Origin of the sequence: Ensifer sp. YR511 (genome assembly GCF_900103045.1) — a bacterium.
GTDB classification, from domain to species: domain Bacteria; phylum Pseudomonadota; class Alphaproteobacteria; order Rhizobiales; family Rhizobiaceae; genus Ensifer; species Ensifer adhaerens.
In genome coordinates, this window is record NZ_FNGR01000013.1 from 20460 (window position 1) to 43077 (window position 22618).

Consider the following 22618-nt stretch of genomic DNA (forward strand, 5'->3'; position numbering starts at 1 on the left):
CTTTTGACGCGACGCAAAAGTTTTCACCGGCAAACTTGACATTTGTGCAGTGCAATATTATGGTTTTCCTACAGTCACCTGTGACTGTAAATACCCTCCTTGGGTGTTTCCTCCCTAGACTTGACCGCGCCGTTGGCGCGGTTTTTTTTGAACCTCCCCGACAGCAAAATACCAAGCGTCGCCAGTACCTTGCTGGACGCCATCCCGCTTTGCCGGTTCTTCCTGATTTTTGGGAAAGGCTACTCGGCCGCCAGCGGCAGGTAAGCGCCGTAGTCCTCGACGTGGCGGGCAAGCGAGCCGATGAAGGTCGTGAGATCGGCAACCAGCGCACCGAAGCCAGGTTTGCGCACCAGCGTCGCCTCGTCGACATAGAGCGCCCGGTTGATCTCGATCTGCAGCGCATGCAGCCCGCGCGTCGGCCGGCCGTAGTGCTCGGTGATGAAGCCGCCGGCATAGGGCTTGTTGCGCACGACGCTGTAGCCGAGCTGCTGCAGCAGATCGACCGCAGCGCGCGAAAGCTCACCGGCAGCACTGGTACCGTAACGATCGCCGATGATGAAGTCGGGCCGCTGGGCGCTGCCCGGCAAATGCACGTTGCCCGGCATCGAATGGCAGTCGATCAGCACCGAGAGGCCGAACTGCACGTGTGTGCGCGCGATCAGCTTGCGCAAGGTGGCGTGATAGGGCTTGTAGATCGTCTCGATCCGCGTCAGCGCGTCCTCGACCGGGAACCGTCCACGATAGATTTCCATGTTCTCGGCCACCAGCCGCGGGATCGTTCCGAGCCCGCCTGCGACGCGCATCGAGCTGATGTTGGCATGCGGCGGTAGCGGCCCGTCGAACATGCGCGGATCGAGTTCGTATGGCTCGCGGTTGACGTCGAGGAAGGCGCGCGGGAAATGCGCAAGCAGCATCGGCGCGCCGAGGAACGTCGCGTTCTGGAACAGCTCATCGACATAGTGGTCTTCCGACCGGCGAATCGAAAGCGCGTCGAGCCTGGACTGGTCGAGAAAACTCTGGGGATAGGAGCGGCCGCTGTGCGGCGAATTGAACACAAAGGGAATGCGCTGGATTGGAGGTTCAAGGACCTCGAACAGTTCCCTCTCCGCAATTTCCCCCATCTGAACCCTTTTTTACCATATGCGGTACTTGCAATTGTCATCATGTTGCCAGTTGGCCCGCTCTGTGTCCATAGTGGCCAATCACAGCATCCCGGGGAATTGACGTCCCGCGTTCACGAGATATTTACCGCGTTGCGGTTTGGATAAAACGCCGCAATCTACGCGCAATGAACTGAATAAAGAGAAGCACGGCCCAATTCATGACTGCGAAAATCCTTCTTGCCGAAGACGACAACGACATGCGCCGGTTCCTGGTGAAGGCGCTGGAAAAGGCCGGCTACAAGGTCATGTCCTATGACAACGGCGCCAGCGCTTACGACCGGCTTCGCGAAGAACCGTTCTCGCTCCTTTTGACCGACATCGTCATGCCTGAGATGGACGGCATCGAACTGGCGCGGCGCGCGACGGAACTCGACCCGGACCTCAAGGTCATGTTCATCACCGGCTTTGCCGCCGTTGCGCTCAACCCCGACAGCAAGGCGCCGAAGGATGCCAAGGTGCTGTCCAAGCCCTTCCACCTGCGTGACCTCGTCGACGAGGTCAACAAGATGCTGGCTGCTGCCTGATCAAGGCAGTTTTCCACAGGCGCGACGTCCCGCGACTGTAAAGAATGCGACTTAGAACCGACCGCCGCGATCCACAGGGATCTCCGGCGGTCTTTTCGTTTCAATACCTTAGCAGAATCCCAGCAAATCCGGCGTCTTGCCGGTGTCTCATCGACGCCGCCCCCATGGGGAAAATCACCGCCTCTAAATTTCTGTCAAAAAACCTTCGAAAACCCTATTGACGCGACAACGGCTTTTGTGGTCTATGCGCCACATCGGATGGGCGTGTAGCTCAGCGGGAGAGCACTACGTTGACATCGTAGGGGTCACAAGTTCGATCCTTGTCACGCCCACCATTCGAATTCAAAGGCCTTTCGAGAAATTGAAAGGCCTTTTTCGTTTCCCTCGATTTCTTCCTGGCAGCAACAGACGAACGGCCCGCTCGCCGCGGCCTTGATCAAAACGCTGTGCGCCAAGTTGCCCACAGCCAACGCTCAGACTTTGGTCCGACGGGGGCCGGCAAAGGTCCGGGGCGCATTGTCGAATCGGCTTCGCGGTGGCTTGATGCCGATGCGCCCGGAAGCACAGCCCGCCTCCTGGGCGCAACCGGTCCCAGAGCGATGCCCCGTAGCCCCAATACGCCGCTCTGGGACCCCGTCTCCTCCTCATCCTGTCGCCATCGGCCTGCTATCGCGGCCACCGCCTGCGGGGACGCGCCGGGTTGGTCTTCCGTCACGAAAATTTGTGGTTTGCGTCATGGAACGCACGCCTTCCCGCCCTAATTTACGTCTGCAATCTCAACGCCTTGCCACGCGCCAGGCGCAAAGCAAGGGAACCCACCAAAACCGACGACGGGCAGTATGCCTCGCCTCACCACGAGCGGGTGTGATGCCGAACCGAGCACCTCTCCATTCGAGCGAAAGGAACTGATCATGCCGGCAGTCAAGAACATCGTGCTTGTGCACGGCGCCTGGGGCGATGCCTCCCATTGGCGCCATGTCATTCCGCCGCTCCACGCCAAGGGCTACAGAATTGCCGCGGTTCAGAACCCGCTGACCTCGCTTGCCGACGACGTCGAGCGCACCCGCAAGCTGGCCGAATCGCTCGAGGGCCCGACCCTGCTCGTCGGCCACTCCTATGGTGGTGCTGTTATCAGCGGCGCCGGTCATGCGGCCAACGTCGTCGGGCTCGTCTATGTCGCGGCCTTCGCGCCGGATGAAGGCGACAGCCTCGGCAGCATCTTTGCAAGGCGCGAGCCGCCATCCGGCGCCGCCAGCATCCGTCCCGACAAGGACGGCTTCCTCTGGCTGGCGCAGGATACGTTCCGTGAGAGTTTCGGCCAGGACCTGAGCGAGACCGAAGCATTGGTCATGGCGGTCGCACAGAAACCGATCGCCGGGCGTTGCTTCGAGGACAGGGCCGGGGCTCCCGCCTGGAAGACGAAGCCCAGTTGGTACCAGGTCTCGCGCCACGACCACATGATCCCGCCGGAAACCGAACAATGGATGGCCGAGCGCATCAAGGCGAAGAAGATCATCACGCTCGATGCCAGCCACGCCTCCCTTGCCTCGCACGCCAAGGAGATCGTGGCGCTGATCGACGAGGCGATCGCTTCGCTCGGCTGAGCGTCCGCCAGCGCAGCACCCCGACAAGAGAAAACCCCGCCAGCGCCGAGCTGGTGGGGTTTCTTCCTTACGCCTGCATCAGGATGCGGCGTCAGGCATAGGCGCCGCGCCGGCGCTGTCGCATGGCCCTCGGCCGGCGCGAAAACGTATCAAGATCGATGGCCGCCCCTTCCGGCGCGCGACACACCTCCTCCGGATGCCGGTCGCTCGCTTCGACGGCGAAATGGATTGCGGCGCTCTCATTGGTAAAGAGGCCGCCGACGAGACCCTTGCGGTCGGATACGACCCACCAGCCGTGCCGGTCGCGGCCGACGACGAAACGCGCGCGCGCCAGGAAACCACGACGGATCTGCTGCATACTGCCCATGATCGAACAATCCTTGTTGACGAAAGCGAAGCCTTAGCCGGCAATCCACGGAAGTGCGGCCTGGATGCCGTAGGCAAGGCCGAGGACGACGGCGAGCCTGATGCCGATGCCGAGAAAGGCATCGCGAACGGCGCTGTCCCTGGGCGGAATGCGCTCGGCGCGCTCGCTGCTTTCGATGCGCCGGCGCTCAGCGGCGCGCGCGGCAAGATGGGGGAAACGGGACATGGTCTTTCCTTTCGGGTGAGATGGATGCGGACGGCGGGAACCGCCGCGGCAATCGGGCACGACAGATCCGTGCGATGACGAACCGTCAGCCAGCAAGCGCGATGCGCACCCCGCGGCCGATCTGAGTGGAGGCTGGAAGCTCGGTCAGCGGTTCGAGCGCCGCGCGGATCTCGGCCGCCGTCTCCGGCGCCACCTGCGTCAGCGGCAGACGCACCTCCGGGCTGAGCGCCCGCACCAGGTGCAACGCGTATTTCACCGGCCCCGGATTGGTCTCGCGCTCGAGCGCCGTGAGCAGCGGGCGGAGCCGCTCATGAAGGGCGAGCGCCGCTGCGACATTTCCGGTCGTGACAGCCTGGTGCATGGCGACCACCAGCCGCGGCACGACATTGGACGCCACCGAGATGGTGCCGTGACCGCCGCAGAGATTGAACGGCAGCGCCGTCTGGTCGTGACCCGAGAGCTGCATGAGCCTGGCCTTGAGGGCTGGCGACGAAGACAGGAAGCGACCGACGTCGCCGGTGGCGTCCTTGATGCCGACGACATTTTGAAGCTCCGCCAGCCGCTCGATCGTCCGCGCGGCGAGATCGACCCCAGTGCGCGAGGGCACATTGTAGATGATGACGGGAAGATCCACCGCCCGGGCGACCGCCTCGAAGTGGCGATAAAGCCCCTCCTGCGACGGCTTGCTGTAATAGGGCGCAACGACGAGCGCCGCGTCGGCGCCGAGCGTTCTGGCTTCCGCCGTCAGTTCGATCGTCGTCGCAGTAATGTTGGTGCCGGTTCCGGCGATAACCGGGATCTTGCGTTCCGCCACCTCGACGCAGCGTTCGATCACCATGGCCCGTTCCGCCCGCGACAGCGTCGGCGCCTCGCCGGTGGTGCCGCAGGCGACGACGCCGGAAATGCCGTGTCGGATCTGCCATTCCACGAGCGACATCAGGCCGACGACATCAACCTTGCCGTCCCGGAACGGCGTGACGAGCGCCGTGATCGCGCCTTCGAGGCGCAGCGAATGCATGTTCATGGAAATATCCTTCAGGTGGGAAGTTGGCCACGGCCGGCAGCAGCCGCAAGCTGATGGCCGCGGCAGGAGCGCAGGAAGGCGCCAAGGATCGCCGCGGCAAGGTCGGCATGCCGTGCCTTGAAGGTGATGCGGCCGGCTCCGGTTGGTTGATAGCGCAGCGCGCAGGTCCACAGCCCGAACTCGTGACTGAGCGTTCGAAGGCACAGTTTCGCTTCGGTCGCCGACGTCAGGTGAATGACGGCATCGACCAGCGCATCGGCGGCCATCAGTTCACGGAACCGACGCGACGGCCATTCTCCAGCCGTCAGGTCCGGCAGGTCCGCGATCACCCGCACCGCCTCCCAGACATGGTGCTCGCGCAGGCGGCGAACGCCGGTGAGCCGCAGCATGAGCGCATCGAGCGCCTCCGGAGCCCTTTCGCCACCGGTGAGCTCAGGGCCCGCATCGACCTCGCGTAGAGCCCCGGGCAAATGACGGTTGATGTTTAAATCCTGGAGAGACATGGCACGCATCCCTATTCGATGCGACAAGGCTAGACCCGTCAGGCGTCCAGTTTCGATTGCGACTTCAGGCGCTCGACATAAGATTTCCGTAAAGCGCTTCGGCGGGTGTTGTCCAAGGCGCCGGCCGCGGTCTAGATTTGATTTCCGAAGCGGCGAAAGCCTGGCGCGACAGCGCGCGCAGCGTCGAAATAATCTGACGCAAAAGATGACGCGCGCGCAATTTTGCGCTAGGTAGCCCCTTCGGTGGCGATCAGGGATCGCCATTCCCGAGCAATACCCCTTGTCCGTGAAGGAACATGCCATGCCTGCCTATCGCTCACGTACCACCACCCACGGCCGCAACATGGCCGGTGCCCGCGGCCTCTGGCGCGCGACGGGCATGAAGGACAGCGATTTTGGCAAGCCGATTATTGCGGTGGTGAACTCGTTCACCCAGTTCGTGCCCGGCCACGTGCACCTTAAGGATCTTGGCCAGCTCGTCGCCCGCGAGATCGAGGCTGCTGGCGGCGTCGCCAAGGAATTCAATACCATCGCCGTCGACGACGGCATCGCCATGGGTCACGACGGCATGCTCTATTCGTTGCCGTCGCGCGAAATCATCGCCGATAGCGTCGAGTACATGGTCAACGCCCACTGCGCCGACGCCATGGTATGCATCTCCAACTGCGACAAGATCACGCCCGGCATGCTGATGGCGGCGCTGCGTCTCAACATCCCCGCCGTCTTCGTTTCCGGCGGCCCGATGGAGGCCGGCAAGGTCGTGCTGCACGGCAAGACGCATGCACTCGACCTGGTCGACGCCATGGTCGCCGCAGCCGACGACAACGTCTCGGACGAGGACGTCAAGGTCATCGAACGCTCGGCCTGCCCGACCTGCGGCTCTTGCTCCGGCATGTTCACCGCCAACTCGATGAACTGTCTGACCGAAGCGCTCGGCCTGTCGCTGCCCGGCAACGGCTCGACGCTCGCCACCCACGCCGACCGCAAGCGCCTCTTCGTCGAGGCCGGCCACCTGGTCGTCGATCTCGCCCGCCGCTATTACGAGCAGGAAGACGAGAACGTGCTGCCGCGCAAGGTCGCCTCGAAGAAGGCGTTTGAAAACGCCATGGCGCTCGATATCGCCATGGGCGGCTCGACCAACACCGTGCTGCACATTCTCGCCGCGGCCCACGAGGGCGAGGTCGATTTCACCATGGCGGACATCGACCGCCTGTCGCGCAAGGTTCCCTGCCTGTCGAAAGTCGCTCCGGCGAAAAGCGACGTGCACATGGAAGACGTGCACCGTGCCGGCGGCATCATGTCGATCCTCGGCGAACTCGAGAAGGGCGGCCTCATCAACCGCGATTGCCCGACGGTCCACAGCGCCACGCTCGGCGACGCCATCGACCGCTGGGACATCACCCGCACGACCAGCGAAACCGTTCGCAACTTCTTCCGCGCGGCACCGGGCGGCATCCCGACCCAGGTGGCCTTCAGCCAGGAAGCGCGCTGGGACGAGCTCGACACCGACCGCGAAAAGGGCGTCATCCGCTCGGTCGAACATCCCTTCTCCAAGGATGGCGGCCTCGCCGTCTTGAAGGGCAACATCGCGATCGACGGCTGCATCGTGAAGACCGCGGGCGTCGACGAGAGCATCCTGAAGTTCTCCGGCCCGGCCCGCGTCTTCGAAAGCCAGGATGCGTCGGTCAAGGCGATCCTCGGCAACGAGATCAAGGCTGGCGACGTCGTCGTCATCCGCTATGAAGGCCCCAAGGGCGGCCCGGGCATGCAGGAAATGCTCTATCCGACGAGCTACCTGAAATCGAAGGGCCTCGGCAAAGCCTGCGCGCTGATCACCGACGGCCGCTTCTCCGGCGGCACTTCGGGCCTGTCGATCGGCCACGTTTCGCCGGAAGCGGCCAATGGCGGCACAATCGGCCTGGTGCGCGAAGGCGACATGATCGACATCGACATCCCGAACCGCACGATCAGCCTGCGCGTCGACGAGGCGGAACTTAGCCGTCGCCGCACTGAGCAGGACGCCCAGGGCTGGAAGCCGACCGAACAGCGCAAGCGCAAGGTGACGACGGCGCTCAAGGCCTATGCCGCCTTTGCCACCTCCGCCGACCGCGGTGCTGTGCGCGACCTCGGCGAACACTGACCAGCTACGTTCGGGCAGGGCCCGAGCGGCGCAAGAAACAGCGAAGGGCTCCCGCGCGTCGGGGGCCCTTTTCTTTGATCTCATCCTAGGGATCCGCCCGGCTTTGCCGGACAGGAAGCATCTGCTATTTTAGTTTACCCTAAAATCAAACAGGTGGGTCATGGCGGACGAGTCTGGATTGCTCGGCACCTGGAAGATGCTTTCCTGGACGCGCGAGGTCGTCGCCACTGGCGAGGTCACCGATGCCATGGGCCCTGATCCTATCGGCTATCTCTCGTACTTTCCCGATGGCCGGATGACCGCCGTTGTGGTGAAACGCGATCGACCGCAGCTCAAAGGACTCGTGCCGTCTCACGACGAAAAGGCGGCACTGTTTGATTCCATGCTCGCCTATTCCGGCTCCTATTCGCTCAAGGACGGCCGGATCATCCATCATGTCGAGGCAAGCTGGAACCCGGCCTGGGGCGTCTCCGACCTGATCCGCCCCTTTGTCCTGCAAGGGGATAAGCTGGTGATCTACGGCGCGCCGGGCGTGGACCCGGCAACCGGCGAGGAGGTCATCTACCACCTCGAATTTCGCAAGATGTAACCAGCTTAGCTGTGGGCTCTAGAGGTGACGGGTCTCGGCTGGCGCGTGGAACCAGTTGTTGTTGCGCCCGTCCATGTACTGCACCGGTGCTTCGGCCAGCACCGCCGGATCGAGGTCGTCGAGGCAGGCGAGGTTGACGGAGTAATAGGCGCCGCCAATCTCCTCGATATAGCCGTGGCCGAAGGCGGCAACGCCGCAGGTCCTGCAGAAGCGGTGATGCACGCTGTCGCTGCCGAACTGGTAGTCGGCGATATTGGCTTCGTCGCACTGCAGCCGGAAGGCGTCGGGCTTCACGACCGCCCCCCAGTAGCGCCGCTTCCAGCAAATCGAACAGTTGCATTTGCCGGTGCCGGCATCGAGGTCGATGTCGGCCTCATAGCGGATGTTTCCGCAATGGCAGCTTCCATTATAGGTCAGTTTCATACCCGTCGCTCCTGCGTGGCGGGCCAGGCAGGCCCCCTATTGCCGCCCACCCGGCAGGCGATATGCTGCCAGGTGAAACTCATGCAGTCCATATGCCATATTGACAACATATTGTCAAATAGGAGCGAGATCTCGCACGCGTCAGAGATGACGGAATTCGGCAGGCGTTTCATCCCAGCGGTCGTTCCGGCCATCCAGATATTGCACCGACACCTTAGCCAGGACCGTCGGATCGACATCGTCCAGCGTTGCGACATTGATGCTGCAATAGGCGCCGCCGAGTTCCTCGACATAACCATGGCTATAGGAGGCGATGCCGCAGGCAGGGCAGAAGCGGTGGTTGCCAACCTTGGCGCCAAACTGATAGAGCCCAACCTGATCTTCCGGTGACAGGAGGCGAAAATCCTCCGGCTGGACCTGTGCACCCCAGTAGCGGGCCTTGCCACAGAACGAGCAATTGCATCGCGTCGTCCCCGCATCGAGATCGAAAGTCGCTTCGTATCTGACCTTGCCGCAATGGCAACCGCCGCTGTAAGTCCTTCTCGCCATGCTCTCATCTCCCTTGCTAAATTGACTTGCTGAAACGACCGAATCATGACAACATGATGTCATACAAACATTCACACGACGGTGGTGCTGTCAACATGAAAGATCCCGATCGGACACCCGTCGGAGACGCCTTTGCGGAGTTCGCCATATCGGTACTGCGGCTAGCGGGCCCGCTGACGCAGGCCGGCGACGCACTCGCCAAACCTTCCGGACAGACGAGCGCCCGCTGGCAGGTGCTGGCCGCGGCAAACCATGCGCCGATGTCAGTTGCCGATGCGGCACGCGCGCTCGGCCTTGCGCGCCAGGGGGTGCAGCGCATCGCCGATCTCTTGGAGGCCGAAGGGCTGATCGCCTACAGGGACAACCCGACCCACCAGAGGGCAAAGCTCATGGTTCTGACTGCGGCGGGAGAAACGGCACTGCACGACATCAAGGAGCGGCAGGCGGCCTGGGCGGACGGCCTGGGCGGCGCACTCGGCGAACGACGGCTGCGGCAGGCCTCTGCCTTGATCGCCGAGGTGATCGAGGTGCTCAAGGAGCGCCCCGCGCCAGAGCCGTCCGAGGACTGACCGGCCGCCCGTCAAGCCAGCCTTAAGAGATCGGCACGCAGGCGGTCCGAACCGCCGTCATCGAGCACCGGATCGAGCGCCTCATGCAGGTTCCGCCAGATCGGCACGGCGCGCGCCAGCAGCGCCTGCCCTTCGGTCGTCAGCCGCAATCGCCGCGACCGCCGGTCGTCGGCATCCGGGAAGCTTTCGACCAGGCCGCGCCGTTCCAGCGGCTTCAACGCCGCGGTCAAGGTCGTCCGGTCCATGGCGAGAAGCGACGCCACCGAGCCCATATTGGGCGGCGCCGGGCGGTTGAGCGACATCAGGAGAGAGAACTGTCCGTTGGTGATATCGAGCGGGCGCAGCGCCTCGTCGAACCGGCGGGCAATGGCGCGCGCGGCGCGTTGCACATGCAGGCAGAGGCAGGTGTCCTTCACATGCAGGGTAGTGTCGAACGAAACAAGCGGCATTTTTGACATGCCCGATTAATGTTGATATCAACGTAAATAGTCAAGTGCAACGTTGGAAGGAGGAACGGGCATGAGACAGGATCACGCAGTGGTATCGCCTGGAGAGTGGCTGAAAGCGCGCAAAGATCTGCTTGCGCTGGAAAAGGAACACACCCACGCACGCGACAAGGTCAATGCCGCTCGGCTGGCCTTGCCCTGGGTGAAGATGGAAAAGACCTACGTCTTCGATACGCCGGCGGGCCGCAAATCCCTGTCCGAGCTTTTCGACGGCCGCAGCCAGCTCATGGTCTACCATTTCATGTTCGGCCCCACCTGGGAGGCCGGTTGCCCCGGCTGCTCCTTCCTGGTCGATCATTTCGCCGGCATGCTGCCGCACCTCAACCATCACGACGTGACGCTGGTCGCCGCATCGAACGCGCCGCTCGCAAAGATCGAAACCTACAAGAAACGCATGGAGTGGGATTTCCCCTGGGTCTCGGCGGAAAGCAACGGCTTCAACCATGACTTCCACGTGGCCTTTTCGCCAGACGAGCTCGCAAGCGGCAAGGTCGGGTACAACTTCACCGACATAGAAAGCGCCAATGCGCATGAGGAACTGCCCGGTCTCAGCGCCTTCCAGAAGGGCGAGGACGGCACGATCTACCACACCTATTCGTCCTATGCTCGCGGGCTCGAGGAACTCGTGGGCACACTGATGCTGCTCGACCGCACACCCAAGGGGCGCAACGAGGACGGGACCATGAGCTTCGTTCGCCGCCACGACGAATATGATCGGGAGCCCGGACGCAAGGCGGGCTGAATTCCGCATCCCGGCGGACGGAACTTTTCGCCCGCAAAATCGTTTTGAGAACGCTCGCGTGCCGGGCCGAACGTCTGCGCCCGGTCAAGAAGGAAATCCCGTGAGAGCAGAACCGGAAGAAGCGCACCGCTGGCTCGAGCAATTGCTGGGCGACTGGCACGTTCGCACGGCCGGCTCCGATGGCAAGCCCGATGGCAGCGGGCCCTGGACCGAGCATGTCCGGTCACTCGAAGGCCTCTGGATCGTCTGCGAGGGTCAGGGAACGATGCCGGGCGGCAGCTTCGGCCAGACGCTGATGACGCTCGGCTTCAATCCGCAGACGAAACGTTACGTCGGCACCTGGGTCGGTTCGATGATGACCCACATATGGATCTATGACGGAGAACTGGACGCGGACGGCACGTCCCTCTCCCTCTACTGCGAAGGGCCAGATTTCGAAAAACCCGGCAGGACCATGCGCTACCGCGACGTCATCACGCTTGCCGGGCCATCCCGTCGGCTGCTGACGGCGCAGGCGCAAACAGCGGACGGAAACTGGAAAGACTTGATGACGGCGGAATACCTACGTCGGGATTGAAAGCCGCGCTGACGACGGCCTTGGCTGTTCGGCCATGCATCATGTCAGGCTGACCCGACGACAGTTCATTCGAACAGGCAAACAAGTGGCGCCAGATACGCCGCGCCAGAGCAAAACCGGAGGAAGGCAATGGCAGATCACGGCAAATTCGTTTGGTACGAACTGATGACCACCGACATGGCGGCCGCCGAGACGTTCTACAAGGACGTGGTCGGCTGGGCCGCCAGCGATGCCGGCATGGCCGGTATCAGCTACACGCTGTTCAACGTCGGCGAGATTCCGGTGGCGGGATTGATGACCATGCCGGAAGGCGCGCTCGAAATGAACGTGCCGCCCGCCTGGCTCGGCTATGTCGGCGTCGACGATGTCGATGTGAGCGCCGCCAGCATCGCCGCCAAGGGCGGCAAGGTGCACCGGGCGCCGGACGATATCCCGGGTATAGGGCGCTTCGCCGTCGTCACCGATCCGCACGGCGCGGTCTTCTCGATCTTCAAGGGTACGGGCGATCCGCCGCCGGTCACCGACCCGATGGCCCCCGGACTGATCGGCTGGCACGAGCTTGCCTCGGGCGACCTCGACACCGCCTTTCCCTTCTATTCCGAACTCTTCGGCTGGACGAAGGACCAGGGCATGGACATGGGCGAAATGGGCATCTACCAGATCTTCGCCCATGGCGGCGCCCCGATCGGCGGGATGATGACCAAGCCGAAGGAAGTGCCCGCGCCTTACTGGCTCTACTACATCAACGTACCGGCCATCGATGCCGCCATCGAACGCATCAAGGCTGGCGGCGGCAAGATCGTGCTGGAGCCGATGGAGGTCCCCGGAGGCGCCTGGATCGTTCAGGCGCTCGACCCGCAGGGCGCCCTCTTCGCACTGGTCGGGCCGAAGCGCTGAGACGACTGCATGTCTCCTTAAATCGTCCTCGACGTAAGGGAACAGACTTGCAGAAAATCAAAGTGTTACAGCGACCTTAGCCCGTCTGATAAGACGCGCGACGCTTTAGGCCGCAGCACAGATCACGTTGCCGTGAAGAGTTGCTGAAGTAAAATGACGACCAACCAAGTCCAGGCCCGCTTTCGGCAAGAAGGCGGGCCGGATTTATTGCGATCATGGACCGGAAAGCGAATACGGGGGCCGCAAAGCTGGGGTCTGCCGTGCGCCGGGCGCATCCCTCGGTTGCGGATTAGCCCCTAGTATTTCAGGGTATTTCAAGCTTATTTAACATCTTATACGATAGCAGGGGCGGCAAGCACACTGATTTCGGATGGGTTTCTTGTCGGGTGGCAAGAATTTGTCGCGATTGTCGAGCAGACGGGCGGCGACATGAGTGGAGCAACTTCGCGCATATGAGCAATAAGGGCAGCACCTATGCGTCCCCTCAGATGGGCGTGGGGGAAGCGCGTACGGCCAGGGCCCTGCGACGCAAGCTCCAATGGCTGGTGGCGATCGTCGTTGCCTGCACGGGCATTCTTGCGACCGAAATCATCGCCGCATCCTATAGCGACTTTGTCGTCGCGCGCCGCAACCTGACGGAAGTCATGGCCTTTTGCCGCGTCCTCGACGCCGCAAACTACCTCTCGGCCGAACGTGGCCCGTCCAACGGTGTGCTCGGCCTTGGCGTAGCGCCCGGCTCGACTGTCCAGGCGCGGCTGGCGGAGTTTCGTGCCCGCAGCGACGCGGCATTGGCTCAGATCACCGCCGACATCGACAATGCCAGCCGCTCCGAACCGGCCGGCGCGCTTTCGCCCATCCTAGTCGAGGTCCATCGTCGGCTGATGCTTGCGCGTGCGGAAGTCGATCGCATTGCGGCCCTTCCGCCGGAACGGCGGAACCTTGCCGAAATCGAAGCGACGATCGAGGCCATGTTCGGCGTGATCGATGCGCTTCGCCCCGCGATCGACTGGAACATTCAGCGCCTGACCAACACCGACCCGAACCTTGCGGGCATTGCCCTTGCAGCCCAGATGCTCGCCAATCTGCGCGAGGACGGCGGTCGCCTCGGCTCGCACGTCATGGCGCCCGTTGCCGTCGGCAAGCCGCTCGCGATCAAGAATCTGGCCGACAGCGAGCGCACGCGCGGCAGGCTGCAGGAGGTCTGGGCGATCGTCGGCAAGCCGGGCGCGCTTCCAGGCCTGGATCCGTCGAAGATCGGCGATCTCGCCAAGATCGACCGCGAGTTCTTTGCCGAAGGTTTTGCGATCATCGACAACATCGTCGCCGTCGGTAAACGCTCGGGCGACTACCCGATGACCGCCGAACAGCTCACCGACCTTTTCGTCCCGAAGATGAAACCGCTCGAAGATCTGCGTCGCGCCTTCATGGATTCGACCGTCGAGCGCCTGTCCGCCAACAAGACCCGCGCGTCGATCAAGCTCGCCGTGGCGAGCCTTGCGACCTTCTCGCTCTTCCTGATGTTGCTGATCTTGATGCGGCGCGCCCGATCGCTGGTGTTCGAACCGCTGCTTCTTGCGCGCCACAGCATCATCGAGCTTGCCAATGATCGCCCGATCGCGCGCCTTCAGGGCAAGGGCGGAGAAGGCGAAATGGGGCGCCTGTTCGATGCGATCGACATCCTGCGCCAGCGCCTCGACGAGCGCACGCTGCTGATGCAGCATCTCGAACGCCAGGCGGAAACCGACGAACTGACCGGCCTGCTCAACCGCCGCGCGCTGGAGCTGATCGGCGGCGCGGAAGACACGGACGGCAAGGATCAGGACGCCTGTCTGATCCTGATGGACATCGACCATTTCAAGCAGATCAACGATACCCACGGCCATCTGATCGGCGACATCGTGCTTCAGGAAACCGCCCGCATCATCCGCAATTCCGTGCGCAATTCCGATCTCGTCGCCCGCTTCGGCGGTGAGGAGTTTGCCGTGATCACGCCCGGCGACAGCATCGAGTCCGCCCTTGCCCTTGCCGAAAGGATCAGGGTCAACCTCGCGCACGAACCGATCGTCCTTGCCGACGGACGGAAGCTGAACGTCACCGCCAGCTTCGGCGTGGCCGAAGGCCGCAGCGCGAACGGTGGCTGGAAGCACCTGATCGAACTTGCCGATAACGAGCTCTATCGCGCCAAGTCCGAGGGCCGCAATCGCGTCTGCGGCCAGCCGGCCGAAGCGACGGACCAGCCGTTCAAGGCGATGAAATCCGCGCGCGCTTAGCCAGGAAATCAAGTACCACCCGCACGCGCGCCGGCAGGGCTCCACCCTGCCCGTGGAACACCGCATGGAATGCCTCGATGTCGCCCGGGTTCAAGTGCTCGGCGACCGCCGTCAGCCGGCCGCAACGGATATCCTCCTTGACCGTAAACGTGGGCAGTCGCGCCAGCCCGACACCGGCGAGCGTAAGCTGGCGCAAACCCTCGCCGTCGCTCACGCGGACCTGCTCCGTCGGCGCCAGCGTGAAAGGCTCCCCGTTCGACAGGAGCGGCCAGCCATCGATCGAACGCGCATAGCTATGGCTCAGCCTGTTCATCGCTTCGAGGTCGCCGACACTCTCGGGCATGCCGAACCGTTGAAGATAGGACGGCGCGCCCACGATCGTCATCGACGTGCTGCCGAGCTTGCGGGCGATCAGGCTCGAAGACTTCAGAGGACCGGCGCGCACGGCGATGTCGGCCCGCTCCGCCATCAGATCGACCACGGCGTCGGTCTGCAGGATATCGAGCGAGACCGACGGAAAGGCCGAGAGAAACTCCGGCAGCACCGGCATCAGCACATGCACCGCATAGGAAGCGCTGACGTTTAGCCGCACGCGGCCCTCGGGCGTTTCGCCTGAACCCGCCTCGCGCTCCGCCTCGTCGATATCGGCAAGGATGCGCACCGCCCGCTCATAGAAGGCACAGCCTTCCGCCGTCAGCTGCAGCCGCCGCGTCGAGCGGTTGATGAGCCGGACGCCGAGCCTTTCCTCCAGCCTCTGCACGAGCTTGCTGACGGCCGAGGGTGTCATGCAGCAGACCTTTGCCGCGGCCGAGAAGCCGCCGAGCTCCACCGCCTTGGCGAAAACCGCCATCTCCCCCGAACGGTTGATAGACAAGCGCGACATGTGACTTCAACTCACAAATGATGTTCTTTCATCCGGTCTACATCGCAAATGGCCGCGATACCACCTTCTCCTGGTGGGCGAGCGGACTTCCGCTCTCGCAAAGACAAAACCAACGAGGAGTTTGACGACATGGAATACAGACGGCTTGGATCATCGGGACTGAAAGTGCCTGCCTTGAGCTTCGGCGCCGGCACCTTCGGCGGCAAGGGGCCGCTCTTCAGCGCCTGGGGCAACAGCGACGCCGCGGAAGCCCGGCGGCTGATCGACATCTCGCTCGAAGCCGGCGTCAATCTCTTCGATACCGCAGACGTTTACTCCGACGGTGCGTCCGAGAGCGTGCTCGGCGCGGCCATCAAGGGCCGGCGTGATGCCGTGCTTCTCTCCACCAAGATGGCATTGCCGATGGGCGACGGACCGAACGACGCCGGCACGTCGCGCACGCGTCTCGTCAAGGGCGTCGACGATGCCTTGAAGCGGCTCGGCACCGACTACATCGACCTTTTGCAACTGCACGCCTTCGACGCGGGAACGCCGGTCGAGGAGGTGCTTTCGACACTCGACAGTCTGGTTGCCGCCGGCAAGCTGCGCTACGTCGGTGCCTCGAACTTTGCCGGCTGGCAATTGATGAAATCGCTGGCTGTCTCGGAGAAGCACGGCCTCGTGCGCCACGTCGCCCACCAGGTCTACTATTCGCTGGTTGGACGCGACTACGAATGGGAACTGATGCCGCTTGGCGCCGACCAAGGCGTCGGCGCTCTGGTCTGGAGCCCGCTCGGCTGGGGGCGTCTCACCGGCAAGATCCGCCGCGGCAAGCCGTGGCCCGAAGGCAGCCGCCTGCACGACACTGCGGCCTTCGGCCCACCGGTCGATGATGAGAAGCTCTACGATGTCGTCGACGTGCTCGACCAGCTCGCGGAGGAAACCGGCAAGACGATCCCGCAGATCGCCATCAACTGGCTGCTGCAGCGCCCGACGGTCTCGAGCGTCATCATCGGCGCCCGCAACGAGGAGCAGCTTCGCCAGAACCTCGGCGCCGTCGGCTGGTCGTTGTCAGCGGACCAGATCGCCCGACTCGACGCGGCGAGCCGAACGACGCCGGCCTACCCCTACTTCCCCTACTACCGCCAGGAGGGTTTTGCCCGCATCAATCCGCCGATCGTCTGACCGAGGATGGCCAATGTTTCGCACGCCCGTCCGGGCGTGCGAAGGCGTTGCGCCGCCCTGATTTTCTGCGGGCGCTTTCGCGCTTGCATTCTCGATTTGCATTGCACAAACTTCGTGGCGATGGGGGGCGTCAGACCCGCCACGAAGGGGATCAAATCCGGCATGTCGATCAAGGCCAGTATCTATCACCTGACCCACTATATCTATGACCGTCCCGTAAGCCTCTCGCCGCAGATCATCCGGCTGAAGCCCGCTGCCCATTCCAAGACCAAGGTCATCAGCCACTCGCTGAAGGTTTCGCCCGGCAACCATTTCGTCAACCTGCAGCAGGACCCCTACGGCAACTACCTCGCCCGTTTCGTCTTTCCCGATCCGGTGAGCGAGCTGAAAATCGAAGTCGATCTCGTCGCCGACATGACCGTCTACAACCCCTTTGACTTTTTCGTCGAGGAAGAGGCCGAGCATTGGCCCTTCCCCTACCCCGAGGATCTCAGCGACGATCTCCGGATCTATATGACGCCGGAGCCGCTCGGCCCGGCGCTCTCCGCCTTCATGGCAACGGTCGACCGTTCCCGCCAGCGCACCATCGACATGGTCGTCGGGCTCAACGCACGCCTGCAGAAGGAAATCGGCTATGTGATCCGCATGGAGCCGGGCGTGCAGGACCCGGAGCAGACGCTGACATCGGCAAGAGGATCCTGCCGCGATTCCAGCTGGCTGCTCGTACAGATCCTGCGCAATCTCGGCTTCGCCGCCCGCTTCGTCTCCGGCTATCTCATTCAGCTGACGCCGGATCTGAAAGCCCTCGACGGCCCCTCCGGCACCGACCACGACTTCACCGACCTGCATGCCTGGGCCGAAGTCTACCTGCCCGGCGCCGGCTGGGTCGGGCTCGACCCGACCTCGGGCCTGCTGACCGGCGAGAGCCACATTCCGCTTGCCGCAACGCCCCATTACCGCAACGCCGCGCCGATCTCCGGAGAATTTTTCGGCGATCCCGAGACCCGCACCGACTTCGCTTTCGACATGAAGGTGAGGCGCGTCGCCGAGCACCCGCGCATCACCAAACCCTTCTCCGACGAAAGCTGGGATGCGCTGAATGCACTCGGCGGGAAGGTTGACCGGGAGCTTGAGGAAAACGACATCCGCCTGACGATGGGCGGCGAGCCCACCTTCGTTTCGATCGACGACTTCGAGTCCGAGGAATGGAACACGGAGGCCGTCGGACCAACCAAGCGCGAGAAGGCCGACACACTGATCCGCCGGCTGCGCGAACGCTTCGCCCCCGGTGGCTTCCTGCATTATGGCCAGGGCAAATGGTATCCGGGCGAAACCCTGCCGCGCTGGACCTTCTCCCTCTACTGGCGCAAGGACGGCGTGCCGATCTGGCGCCGGCCGGACCTGATCGCCGAGGAGACCGGCCGCCACGACGTGACGGTAGCGGATGCCGAACGCCTGCTGCATCTGGTCGCAGGCGAATTGAGCGTGCCGACCGAAATGGTCGTGCCGGCCTTCGAAGACCCGGCCGACTGGCTGCTGAAGGAGGCAAACCTCCCCGACAACGTCGATCCTGCCAACTCCAAGCTGAAGGATCCCGAGGAGCGCAGCCGCATGGCCCGCGTGTTCGAGCGCGGCCTGACGGCGCCGACCGGCTATGTTCTGCCGGTGCAAGCCTGGAACACGCGCGCCACCGGCGTGAAGTGGATGAGCGAGAAATGGCAGACGCGCCGTGGCCGCATCTTCCTCGTTCCCGGCGACAGCGCCGTCGGCTATCGCCTTCCGCTCGGCGCCCTACCCTATGTCGCGCCCTCCGCTTACCCCTATATCCATCCGGTCGATCCGACGGTCCCGCGCGACGATTTGCCGGACTTCAGCGAAAGCAGCGCCCGCACGCAGCATGCACGCTTCCAGGCCTCGGAAGTTCCGGAAACACCGCTCCCGGCGCCGCGCGACGAGATCGCCGGACTGGTGCGCACCGCCATCAGCGTCGAGCCGCGCGACGGCCGGCTCTGCGTCTTCATGCCGCCGACGACAAGCGTCGAGGAGTATCTCGATCTGATCGCGTCTGCGGAGCGCGCTGCCGCTGCGATCGGCCTGCCCGTGCACATCGAAGGCTATGCACCGCCGCAGGACGAGCGCATCAACGTCATCCGCGTTGCGCCGGACCCGGGCGTCATCGAGGTCAACATTCATCCGGCCGCCCATTGGCAGGACTGCGTCGATATCACCACGGCGATCTACGAGGAGGCGCGCCAGAGCCGGCTCGGTGCCGACAAGTTCATGATCGACGGCCGTCACACCGGCACCGGCGGCGGCAATCACGTGGTCGTCGGCGGCGCCAATCCGAATGACAGCCCGTTCCTGCGCCGCCCGGATCTGCTAAAAAGCATGGTGCTGCACTGGCAGCGGCATCCCTCGCTCTCCTACCTGTTCTCCGGCCTCTTCATCGGCCCGACCTCGCAGGCGCCGCGTATCGACGAAGCCCGGCACGACCAGCTCTATGAACTCGAAATCGCCCTGGCGCAGGTGCCGATGCCGGGCTCTGCAACGCCGCCGCCCCTGCCCTGGCTCGTCGACCGGCTGTTCCGCAACCTGCTCGTCGATGTCACCGGCAACACCCATCGGGCGGAGATCTGCATCGACAAGCTGTTTTCGCCTGACGGGCCCACCGGCCGTCTCGGCCTCGTCGAGTTCCGCGGTTTCGAGATGCCGCCGAACGCCCGCATGTCGCTTGCCCAGCAATTGCTGGTGCGCGCCCTCATCGCCCGTTTCTGGAAGCACCCGGTCGACGGTCGCTTCGTGCGCTGGGGCACCGCGCTGCACGATCGTTTCATGCTGCCGCATCACGTCTGGCAGGACTTTCTCGACGTGCTCGCCGATCTCCGGGCGCATGGCTTCGATCTGAAGCCGGAATGGTTCGAGGCTCAGCTCGAGTTCCGCTTCCCCTTCTGCGGCGAGGTCGAATACGAGGGGGCAAAGCTCGAAATCCGTCAGGCGCTCGAACCCTGGCACGTGATGGGCGAACAGGGCGCGATCGGCGGCACCGTGCGCTATGTCGACAGCTCGATCGAACGGCTGCAGGTCAAGCTCGATACCGCCAATCCCGAGCGATATACGGTCGCCTGCAACGGTCGGCCCTTGCCGCTCACACGCACTGGTTCGAATGGCACGGCGGTGGCCGGCGTCCGCTACAAGGCGTGGCAGCCGGCCTCAGGGCTACACCCGGTGCTACCGGTCAACACTCCCCTTACATTCGATATCTATGATACATGGTCGAATCGGGCGATCGGCGGTTGCATCTACCATGTCGCCCACCCGGGTGGGCGCCACTACGACACGTTTCCGGTCAACGGCAACGAGGCGGAGGCGCGACGCCTGGCGCGGTTCGAGCCTTGGGGCCATACGCCGGGAGGCTATCCGCTGCGCCCCGAAAGCCCGTCGACGGAATTCCCGATGACGCTTGATCTCAGGCGTCCACCAGGAGCGTAAATGCCGAAGAAGCAGACAGCGGCCGCAAACCATCCGGGCACCGACGACGATCCGGTCTTCGGCTACCGTGCCCTACCGGGCATTGCCGACGAAATGCTCGACCAGGACGGCAATGTCCGCCCGGTCTGGCAGCGGCTGCTCGCGACGCTTGGGCGGCTCGACGAGACCGAACTTGCCAACCGCTTCGCGCGCGCCGACCGCTATCTGCGCGACGCCGGCGTGTTCTATCGCGTCTATGGCGCCAAGGAGAGTTCCGAGCGAAGCTGGCCGCTGTCGCACATTCCGGTTCTGATCGACGAAAAGGAATGGGCGCACGTCTCGCAAGGCCTCGTGCAGCGCGCCGAACTTCTGGAAAAGGTGGTCGCCGACATCTATGGCGAGAACCGGCTGGTGCGCGAAGGGCTGCTGCCGCCGGCGCTGGTCGCCTCCAATCCGGAGTTCCTGCGCCCTCTCGTCGGCGTGAAACCGGCCGACGGCCACTTCCTGCATTTCGTCTCCTTCGAGATCGGCCGTGGACCCGACGGTAACTGGTGGGTCCTGTCCGATCGCACCGAGGCACCTTCGGGCGCCGGCTTCGCCCTGGAGAACCGGGTCGCGACCACGCGTGCCTTCTCCAATCTTTATGCCGAAAGCCACGTCCACCGGCTGGCCGGCTTCTTTGGCGAGTTCCGCGACACGCTGCAGAGCCGCCGGCTGCACCCGGACGACCGCATCGCCGTTCTTTCGCCGGGGATCGCCAACGAGACCTATTTCGAACATGCCTATATCGCCCGCTATCTGGGCTTCATGCTGCTCGAAGGCGAGGATCTGACCGTGATCGGCGGCCGGGTGATGGTGCGCACCGTCGCCGGCCTCAAGCCCATCGGCGTGCTCTGGCGTCGTCTCGACGCGGCCTTTGCCGATCCGCTCGAGCTCAATCAGTCCTCGCATATCGGCACACCGGGCATTGTCGAGGCGCTCAGAGCCGGCTCGGTCTCAATCGTGAACGCGCTCGGCACCGGCATCGTCGAAACCCGCGCCTTCCTCGCCTTCATGCCGGCGATCTGCCGCCATCTGCTGGGCGAGGAACAGAAGCTGCCCTCGATCGCCACCTGGTGGTGCGGCCAGGGCGCCGAACGCGAACAGGTCGCCGCCAACCTCGACCGCATGGTCATCGGCCCCGCCTACCAGACCCGCCCTTTCTTCGACGACAATGGCCAGTCGGTACTCGGCCGTACGCTTGATGAGAAGGCTCGAGCCTCGATCGCAGATTGGCTTAGCGCCGAGGGCGGCAAGCTCGTGGGCCAGGAGGTGGTCACGCTTTCGACCACGCCGGCCTGGGTGCGTGGCCGACTGACCCCGCGGCCGATGAGCCTGCGGGTGTTTGCGGCACGCACCCGCGACGGCTGGCAGATCATGCCAGGGGGCTTTGCCCGCATCGGCTCCGGCGACGATGTCGCCGCGATCGCGATGCAGGCGGGCGGCACCGCCGCCGATGTCTGGATCGTCAGCGACCGACCGGTCGAGCGCACGACGCTGCTTCCGGCCGAGGAAAGTTTCACCCGCAACATGCCGGGAAGCCTGCCGAGCCGGGCGGCCGACAATCTCTTCTGGCTCGGCCGCTATATCGAGCGTGCGGAAGGGGCGCTTCGCATCCTGCGCGCCTGGCATGGCCGCTTCGCCGAAACCGCCGATCCGGACCTGCCGCTCCTTAAGGATGTCGGCGACTATCTCGCAGCCCTCGACATCGATGCGCGCCAGCCTGTGCCCGACAGCCTGCTCGCCAATATCGCAAGCGCCCTCTTCAGCGCCGGCAACATCCGCGACCGGTTCTCGCCGGACGGCTGGCTGGCACTGAACGACCTGTCGCAGACGGCGCGCAAGTTCCACGCGACGGTGCAGGCCGGCGACGACGCGACCCGCGCAATCACCGTGCTCCTGCGCAAGCTCGCCGGCTTTGCCGGTCTCGTGCATGAAAACATGTACCGCTTCACCGGCTGGCGCTTTCTTTCGATCGGCCGCTATATCGAGCGCGGCCTGCACATGACCCGGCTGCTCGGCCACATGTCGGGGCCGGATGCGCCCGATGGCGCCTATGACATGCTGCTCGAAATCGGCGATAGCGTCATGACCCATCGCCGGCGCTACAATGTCAGCACCGCCGCCTTGACCGTCACCGACCTCCTGGCGCTCGATCCGCTCAATCCGCGCTCGGTGCTTTACCAGTTGAATGAGATCAAGACCGAGGTCGAGCTCTTGCCGAACGCCTTCGTCAACGGCCAGATGTCCCCCTTCTACCGCGAGGCGATGCGGCTGCATTCGGGCCTGGCGGTGATGACACCGGAAGCCATGAACCTCGGCGTCTACAATCGGTTGGAGCGGGATCTCGAAAGCCTGTCCGATCTGCTCGCGCGCACCTATCTCGGCTAGC

General features: G+C 63.8%; 21 protein-coding genes and 1 tRNA gene. 13 read left to right on the plus strand and 9 right to left on the minus strand.

The features are described from left to right. Positions 1 to 239 precede the first annotated feature (239 nt). Positions 240 to 1121 (minus strand): N-formylglutamate amidohydrolase, encoded by an 882-nt coding sequence (locus tag BLU15_RS21275; protein WP_060517614.1) that lies wholly within the window; start codon positions 1119 to 1121, stop codon positions 240 to 242. A gap of 200 nt (positions 1122 to 1321) precedes the next feature. On the opposite strand from BLU15_RS21275, the gene cpdR1 reads away from it, so the two are divergent. The 3 genes from cpdR1 (at position 1322) to BLU15_RS21290 (ending at position 3291) form a co-directional block, all read left to right on the plus strand. Continuing rightward, positions 1322 to 1687: a response regulator CpdR1 gene (gene cpdR1 / locus BLU15_RS21280; RefSeq protein WP_034786813.1), complete on the plus strand. Its 366-nt coding sequence runs from the start codon at positions 1322 to 1324 to the stop codon at positions 1685 to 1687. A gap of 260 nt (positions 1688 to 1947) precedes the next feature. Continuing rightward, positions 1948 to 2022: transfer RNA gene (locus BLU15_RS21285), tRNA-Val, on the plus strand. Positions 2023 to 2598: 576 nt separating this feature from the next. Then, positions 2599 to 3291: an alpha/beta fold hydrolase gene (locus BLU15_RS21290; RefSeq protein WP_090297888.1), complete on the plus strand. Its 693-nt coding sequence runs from the start codon at positions 2599 to 2601 to the stop codon at positions 3289 to 3291. Between the two features lie 91 nt (positions 3292 to 3382). Here BLU15_RS21290 and BLU15_RS21295 read toward each other — a convergent pair whose 3' ends face one another. The 4 genes from BLU15_RS21295 to BLU15_RS21310 form a co-directional block, all read right to left on the minus strand. Next, the gene (locus BLU15_RS21295; protein WP_051659088.1) at positions 3383 to 3658 is read right to left on the minus strand and encodes a hypothetical protein; all 276 of its coding nucleotides are present in this window, start codon (positions 3656 to 3658) and stop codon (positions 3383 to 3385) included. A 33-nt stretch (positions 3659 to 3691) separates the two neighbouring features. Continuing rightward, positions 3692 to 3883, minus strand: coding sequence for a hypothetical protein (locus BLU15_RS21300; RefSeq protein ID WP_060517608.1), 192 nt, complete (start codon positions 3881 to 3883; stop codon positions 3692 to 3694). A gap of 85 nt (positions 3884 to 3968) precedes the next feature. After that, positions 3969 to 4907: a 4-hydroxy-tetrahydrodipicolinate synthase gene (gene dapA, locus BLU15_RS21305; protein WP_090297891.1), complete on the minus strand. Its 939-nt coding sequence runs from the start codon at positions 4905 to 4907 to the stop codon at positions 3969 to 3971. Positions 4908 to 4918: 11 nt separating this feature from the next. After that, the gene (locus BLU15_RS21310) at positions 4919 to 5410 is read right to left on the minus strand and encodes a hypothetical protein (RefSeq protein WP_143034241.1); all 492 of its coding nucleotides are present in this window, start codon (positions 5408 to 5410) and stop codon (positions 4919 to 4921) included. A 301-nt stretch (positions 5411 to 5711) separates the two neighbouring features. Between BLU15_RS21310 and ilvD the strand changes: the two genes are divergently transcribed. Both ilvD and BLU15_RS21320 read left to right on the plus strand, forming a co-directional pair. After that, positions 5712 to 7550, plus strand: coding sequence for a dihydroxy-acid dehydratase (ilvD, locus tag BLU15_RS21315; RefSeq protein WP_034786822.1), 1839 nt, complete (start codon positions 5712 to 5714; stop codon positions 7548 to 7550). A gap of 160 nt (positions 7551 to 7710) precedes the next feature. Continuing rightward, positions 7711 to 8139, plus strand: a complete 429-nt coding sequence (locus BLU15_RS21320) for a lipocalin-like domain-containing protein (RefSeq protein ID WP_034786824.1) — start codon at positions 7711 to 7713, stop codon at positions 8137 to 8139. 18 nt (positions 8140 to 8157) lie between these two features. Here BLU15_RS21320 and BLU15_RS21325 read toward each other — a convergent pair whose 3' ends face one another. Together BLU15_RS21325 and BLU15_RS21330 are read right to left on the minus strand one after the other, a co-directional pair. Continuing rightward, positions 8158 to 8562, minus strand: a complete 405-nt coding sequence (locus BLU15_RS21325) for a GFA family protein (RefSeq protein ID WP_090297897.1) — start codon at positions 8560 to 8562, stop codon at positions 8158 to 8160. 141 nt (positions 8563 to 8703) lie between these two features. Beyond that, on the minus strand, positions 8704 to 9111 hold the full coding sequence (locus tag BLU15_RS21330; protein WP_034786827.1) for a GFA family protein: 408 nt from the start codon (positions 9109 to 9111) through the stop codon (positions 8704 to 8706). 95 nt (positions 9112 to 9206) lie between these two features. Between BLU15_RS21330 and BLU15_RS21335 the strand changes: the two genes are divergently transcribed. Then, the gene (locus BLU15_RS21335; RefSeq protein WP_090298080.1) at positions 9207 to 9680 is read left to right on the plus strand and encodes a MarR family winged helix-turn-helix transcriptional regulator; all 474 of its coding nucleotides are present in this window, start codon (positions 9207 to 9209) and stop codon (positions 9678 to 9680) included. Between the two features lie 11 nt (positions 9681 to 9691). On the opposite strand, the gene BLU15_RS21340 is transcribed toward BLU15_RS21335, so the two are convergent. Next, complete coding sequence (locus BLU15_RS21340) at positions 9692 to 10138, minus strand: MarR family winged helix-turn-helix transcriptional regulator (RefSeq protein WP_060517600.1); 447 nt, start codon at positions 10136 to 10138, stop codon at positions 9692 to 9694. Positions 10139 to 10199: 61 nt separating this feature from the next. Between BLU15_RS21340 and BLU15_RS21345 the strand changes: the two genes are divergently transcribed. From BLU15_RS21345 to BLU15_RS21360, 4 genes are all read left to right on the plus strand, one after another. Further along, positions 10200 to 10928 carry a DUF899 domain-containing protein gene (locus tag BLU15_RS21345; protein ID WP_090297900.1) on the plus strand — a complete coding sequence of 243 codons (729 nt, stop codon included), beginning with the start codon at positions 10200 to 10202 and terminating at the stop codon, positions 10926 to 10928. Positions 10929 to 11028: 100 nt separating this feature from the next. Beyond that, a complete protein-coding gene (locus BLU15_RS21350; RefSeq protein WP_090297903.1) occupies positions 11029 to 11505 on the plus strand; it encodes a DUF1579 domain-containing protein in 477 nt (158 codons plus the stop codon). Positions 11506 to 11634: 129 nt separating this feature from the next. Next, positions 11635 to 12402: a VOC family protein gene (locus tag BLU15_RS21355; protein WP_034786835.1), complete on the plus strand. Its 768-nt coding sequence runs from the start codon at positions 11635 to 11637 to the stop codon at positions 12400 to 12402. Positions 12403 to 12854: 452 nt separating this feature from the next. Continuing rightward, positions 12855 to 14672, plus strand: a complete 1818-nt coding sequence (locus tag BLU15_RS21360; RefSeq protein ID WP_090297906.1) for a GGDEF domain-containing protein — start codon at positions 12855 to 12857, stop codon at positions 14670 to 14672. Here the strand turns inward: BLU15_RS21360 and BLU15_RS21365 are convergent. Continuing rightward, the gene (locus BLU15_RS21365; protein WP_034786836.1) at positions 14644 to 15555 is read right to left on the minus strand and encodes a LysR family transcriptional regulator; all 912 of its coding nucleotides are present in this window, start codon (positions 15553 to 15555) and stop codon (positions 14644 to 14646) included. The two genes, BLU15_RS21360 and BLU15_RS21365, sit on opposite strands and share 29 nt — an antisense overlap. A 129-nt stretch (positions 15556 to 15684) precedes the next feature. Between BLU15_RS21365 and BLU15_RS21370 the strand changes: the two genes are divergently transcribed. The 3 genes from BLU15_RS21370 (at position 15685) to BLU15_RS21380 (ending at position 22617) form a co-directional block, all read left to right on the plus strand. Next, positions 15685 to 16719 (plus strand): aldo/keto reductase, encoded by a 1035-nt coding sequence (locus BLU15_RS21370; protein WP_034786838.1) that lies wholly within the window; start codon positions 15685 to 15687, stop codon positions 16717 to 16719. 162 nt (positions 16720 to 16881) lie between these two features. Next, positions 16882 to 20208, plus strand: a complete 3327-nt coding sequence (locus tag BLU15_RS21375) for a transglutaminase family protein (protein WP_090297909.1) — start codon at positions 16882 to 16884, stop codon at positions 20206 to 20208. Continuing rightward, entirely contained in the window at positions 20209 to 22617 is a 2409-nt protein-coding gene (locus BLU15_RS21380; RefSeq protein WP_090297912.1) for a circularly permuted type 2 ATP-grasp protein, read from the plus strand. Position 22618 lies beyond the last annotated feature (1 nt).

Bases quoted from the DNA above. Each gene is read 5' to 3' on its own strand.
- BLU15_RS21275 (WP_060517614.1), bottom strand. From the start codon at position 1,121: ATGGGGGAAATTGCGGAGAGGGAACTGTTCGAGGTCCTTGAACCTCCA.
- cpdR1 (WP_034786813.1), top strand. From the start codon at position 1,322: ATGACTGCGAAAATCCTTCTTGCCGAAGACGACAACGACATGCGCCGG.
- BLU15_RS21290 (WP_090297888.1), top strand. From the start codon at position 2,599: ATGCCGGCAGTCAAGAACATCGTGCTTGTGCACGGCGCCTGGGGCGAT.
- BLU15_RS21295 (WP_051659088.1), bottom strand. From the start codon at position 3,658: ATGGGCAGTATGCAGCAGATCCGTCGTGGTTTCCTGGCGCGCGCGCGT.
- BLU15_RS21300 (WP_060517608.1), bottom strand. From the start codon at position 3,883: ATGTCCCGTTTCCCCCATCTTGCCGCGCGCGCCGCTGAGCGCCGGCGC.
- dapA (WP_090297891.1), bottom strand. From the start codon at position 4,907: ATGAACATGCATTCGCTGCGCCTCGAAGGCGCGATCACGGCGCTCGTC.
- BLU15_RS21310 (WP_143034241.1), bottom strand. From the start codon at position 5,410: ATGTCTCTCCAGGATTTAAACATCAACCGTCATTTGCCCGGGGCTCTA.
- ilvD (WP_034786822.1), top strand. From the start codon at position 5,712: ATGCCTGCCTATCGCTCACGTACCACCACCCACGGCCGCAACATGGCC.
- BLU15_RS21320 (WP_034786824.1), top strand. From the start codon at position 7,711: ATGGCGGACGAGTCTGGATTGCTCGGCACCTGGAAGATGCTTTCCTGG.
- BLU15_RS21325 (WP_090297897.1), bottom strand. From the start codon at position 8,562: ATGAAACTGACCTATAATGGAAGCTGCCATTGCGGAAACATCCGCTAT.
- BLU15_RS21330 (WP_034786827.1), bottom strand. From the start codon at position 9,111: ATGGCGAGAAGGACTTACAGCGGCGGTTGCCATTGCGGCAAGGTCAGA.
- BLU15_RS21335 (WP_090298080.1), top strand. From the start codon at position 9,207: ATGAAAGATCCCGATCGGACACCCGTCGGAGACGCCTTTGCGGAGTTC.
- BLU15_RS21340 (WP_060517600.1), bottom strand. From the start codon at position 10,138: ATGTCAAAAATGCCGCTTGTTTCGTTCGACACTACCCTGCATGTGAAG.
- BLU15_RS21345 (WP_090297900.1), top strand. From the start codon at position 10,200: ATGAGACAGGATCACGCAGTGGTATCGCCTGGAGAGTGGCTGAAAGCG.
- BLU15_RS21355 (WP_034786835.1), top strand. From the start codon at position 11,635: ATGGCAGATCACGGCAAATTCGTTTGGTACGAACTGATGACCACCGAC.
- BLU15_RS21360 (WP_090297906.1), top strand. From the start codon at position 12,855: ATGAGCAATAAGGGCAGCACCTATGCGTCCCCTCAGATGGGCGTGGGG.
- BLU15_RS21365 (WP_034786836.1), bottom strand. From the start codon at position 15,555: ATGTCGCGCTTGTCTATCAACCGTTCGGGGGAGATGGCGGTTTTCGCC.
- BLU15_RS21370 (WP_034786838.1), top strand. From the start codon at position 15,685: ATGGAATACAGACGGCTTGGATCATCGGGACTGAAAGTGCCTGCCTTG.
- BLU15_RS21375 (WP_090297909.1), top strand. From the start codon at position 16,882: ATGTCGATCAAGGCCAGTATCTATCACCTGACCCACTATATCTATGAC.
- BLU15_RS21380 (WP_090297912.1), top strand. From the start codon at position 20,209: ATGCCGAAGAAGCAGACAGCGGCCGCAAACCATCCGGGCACCGACGAC.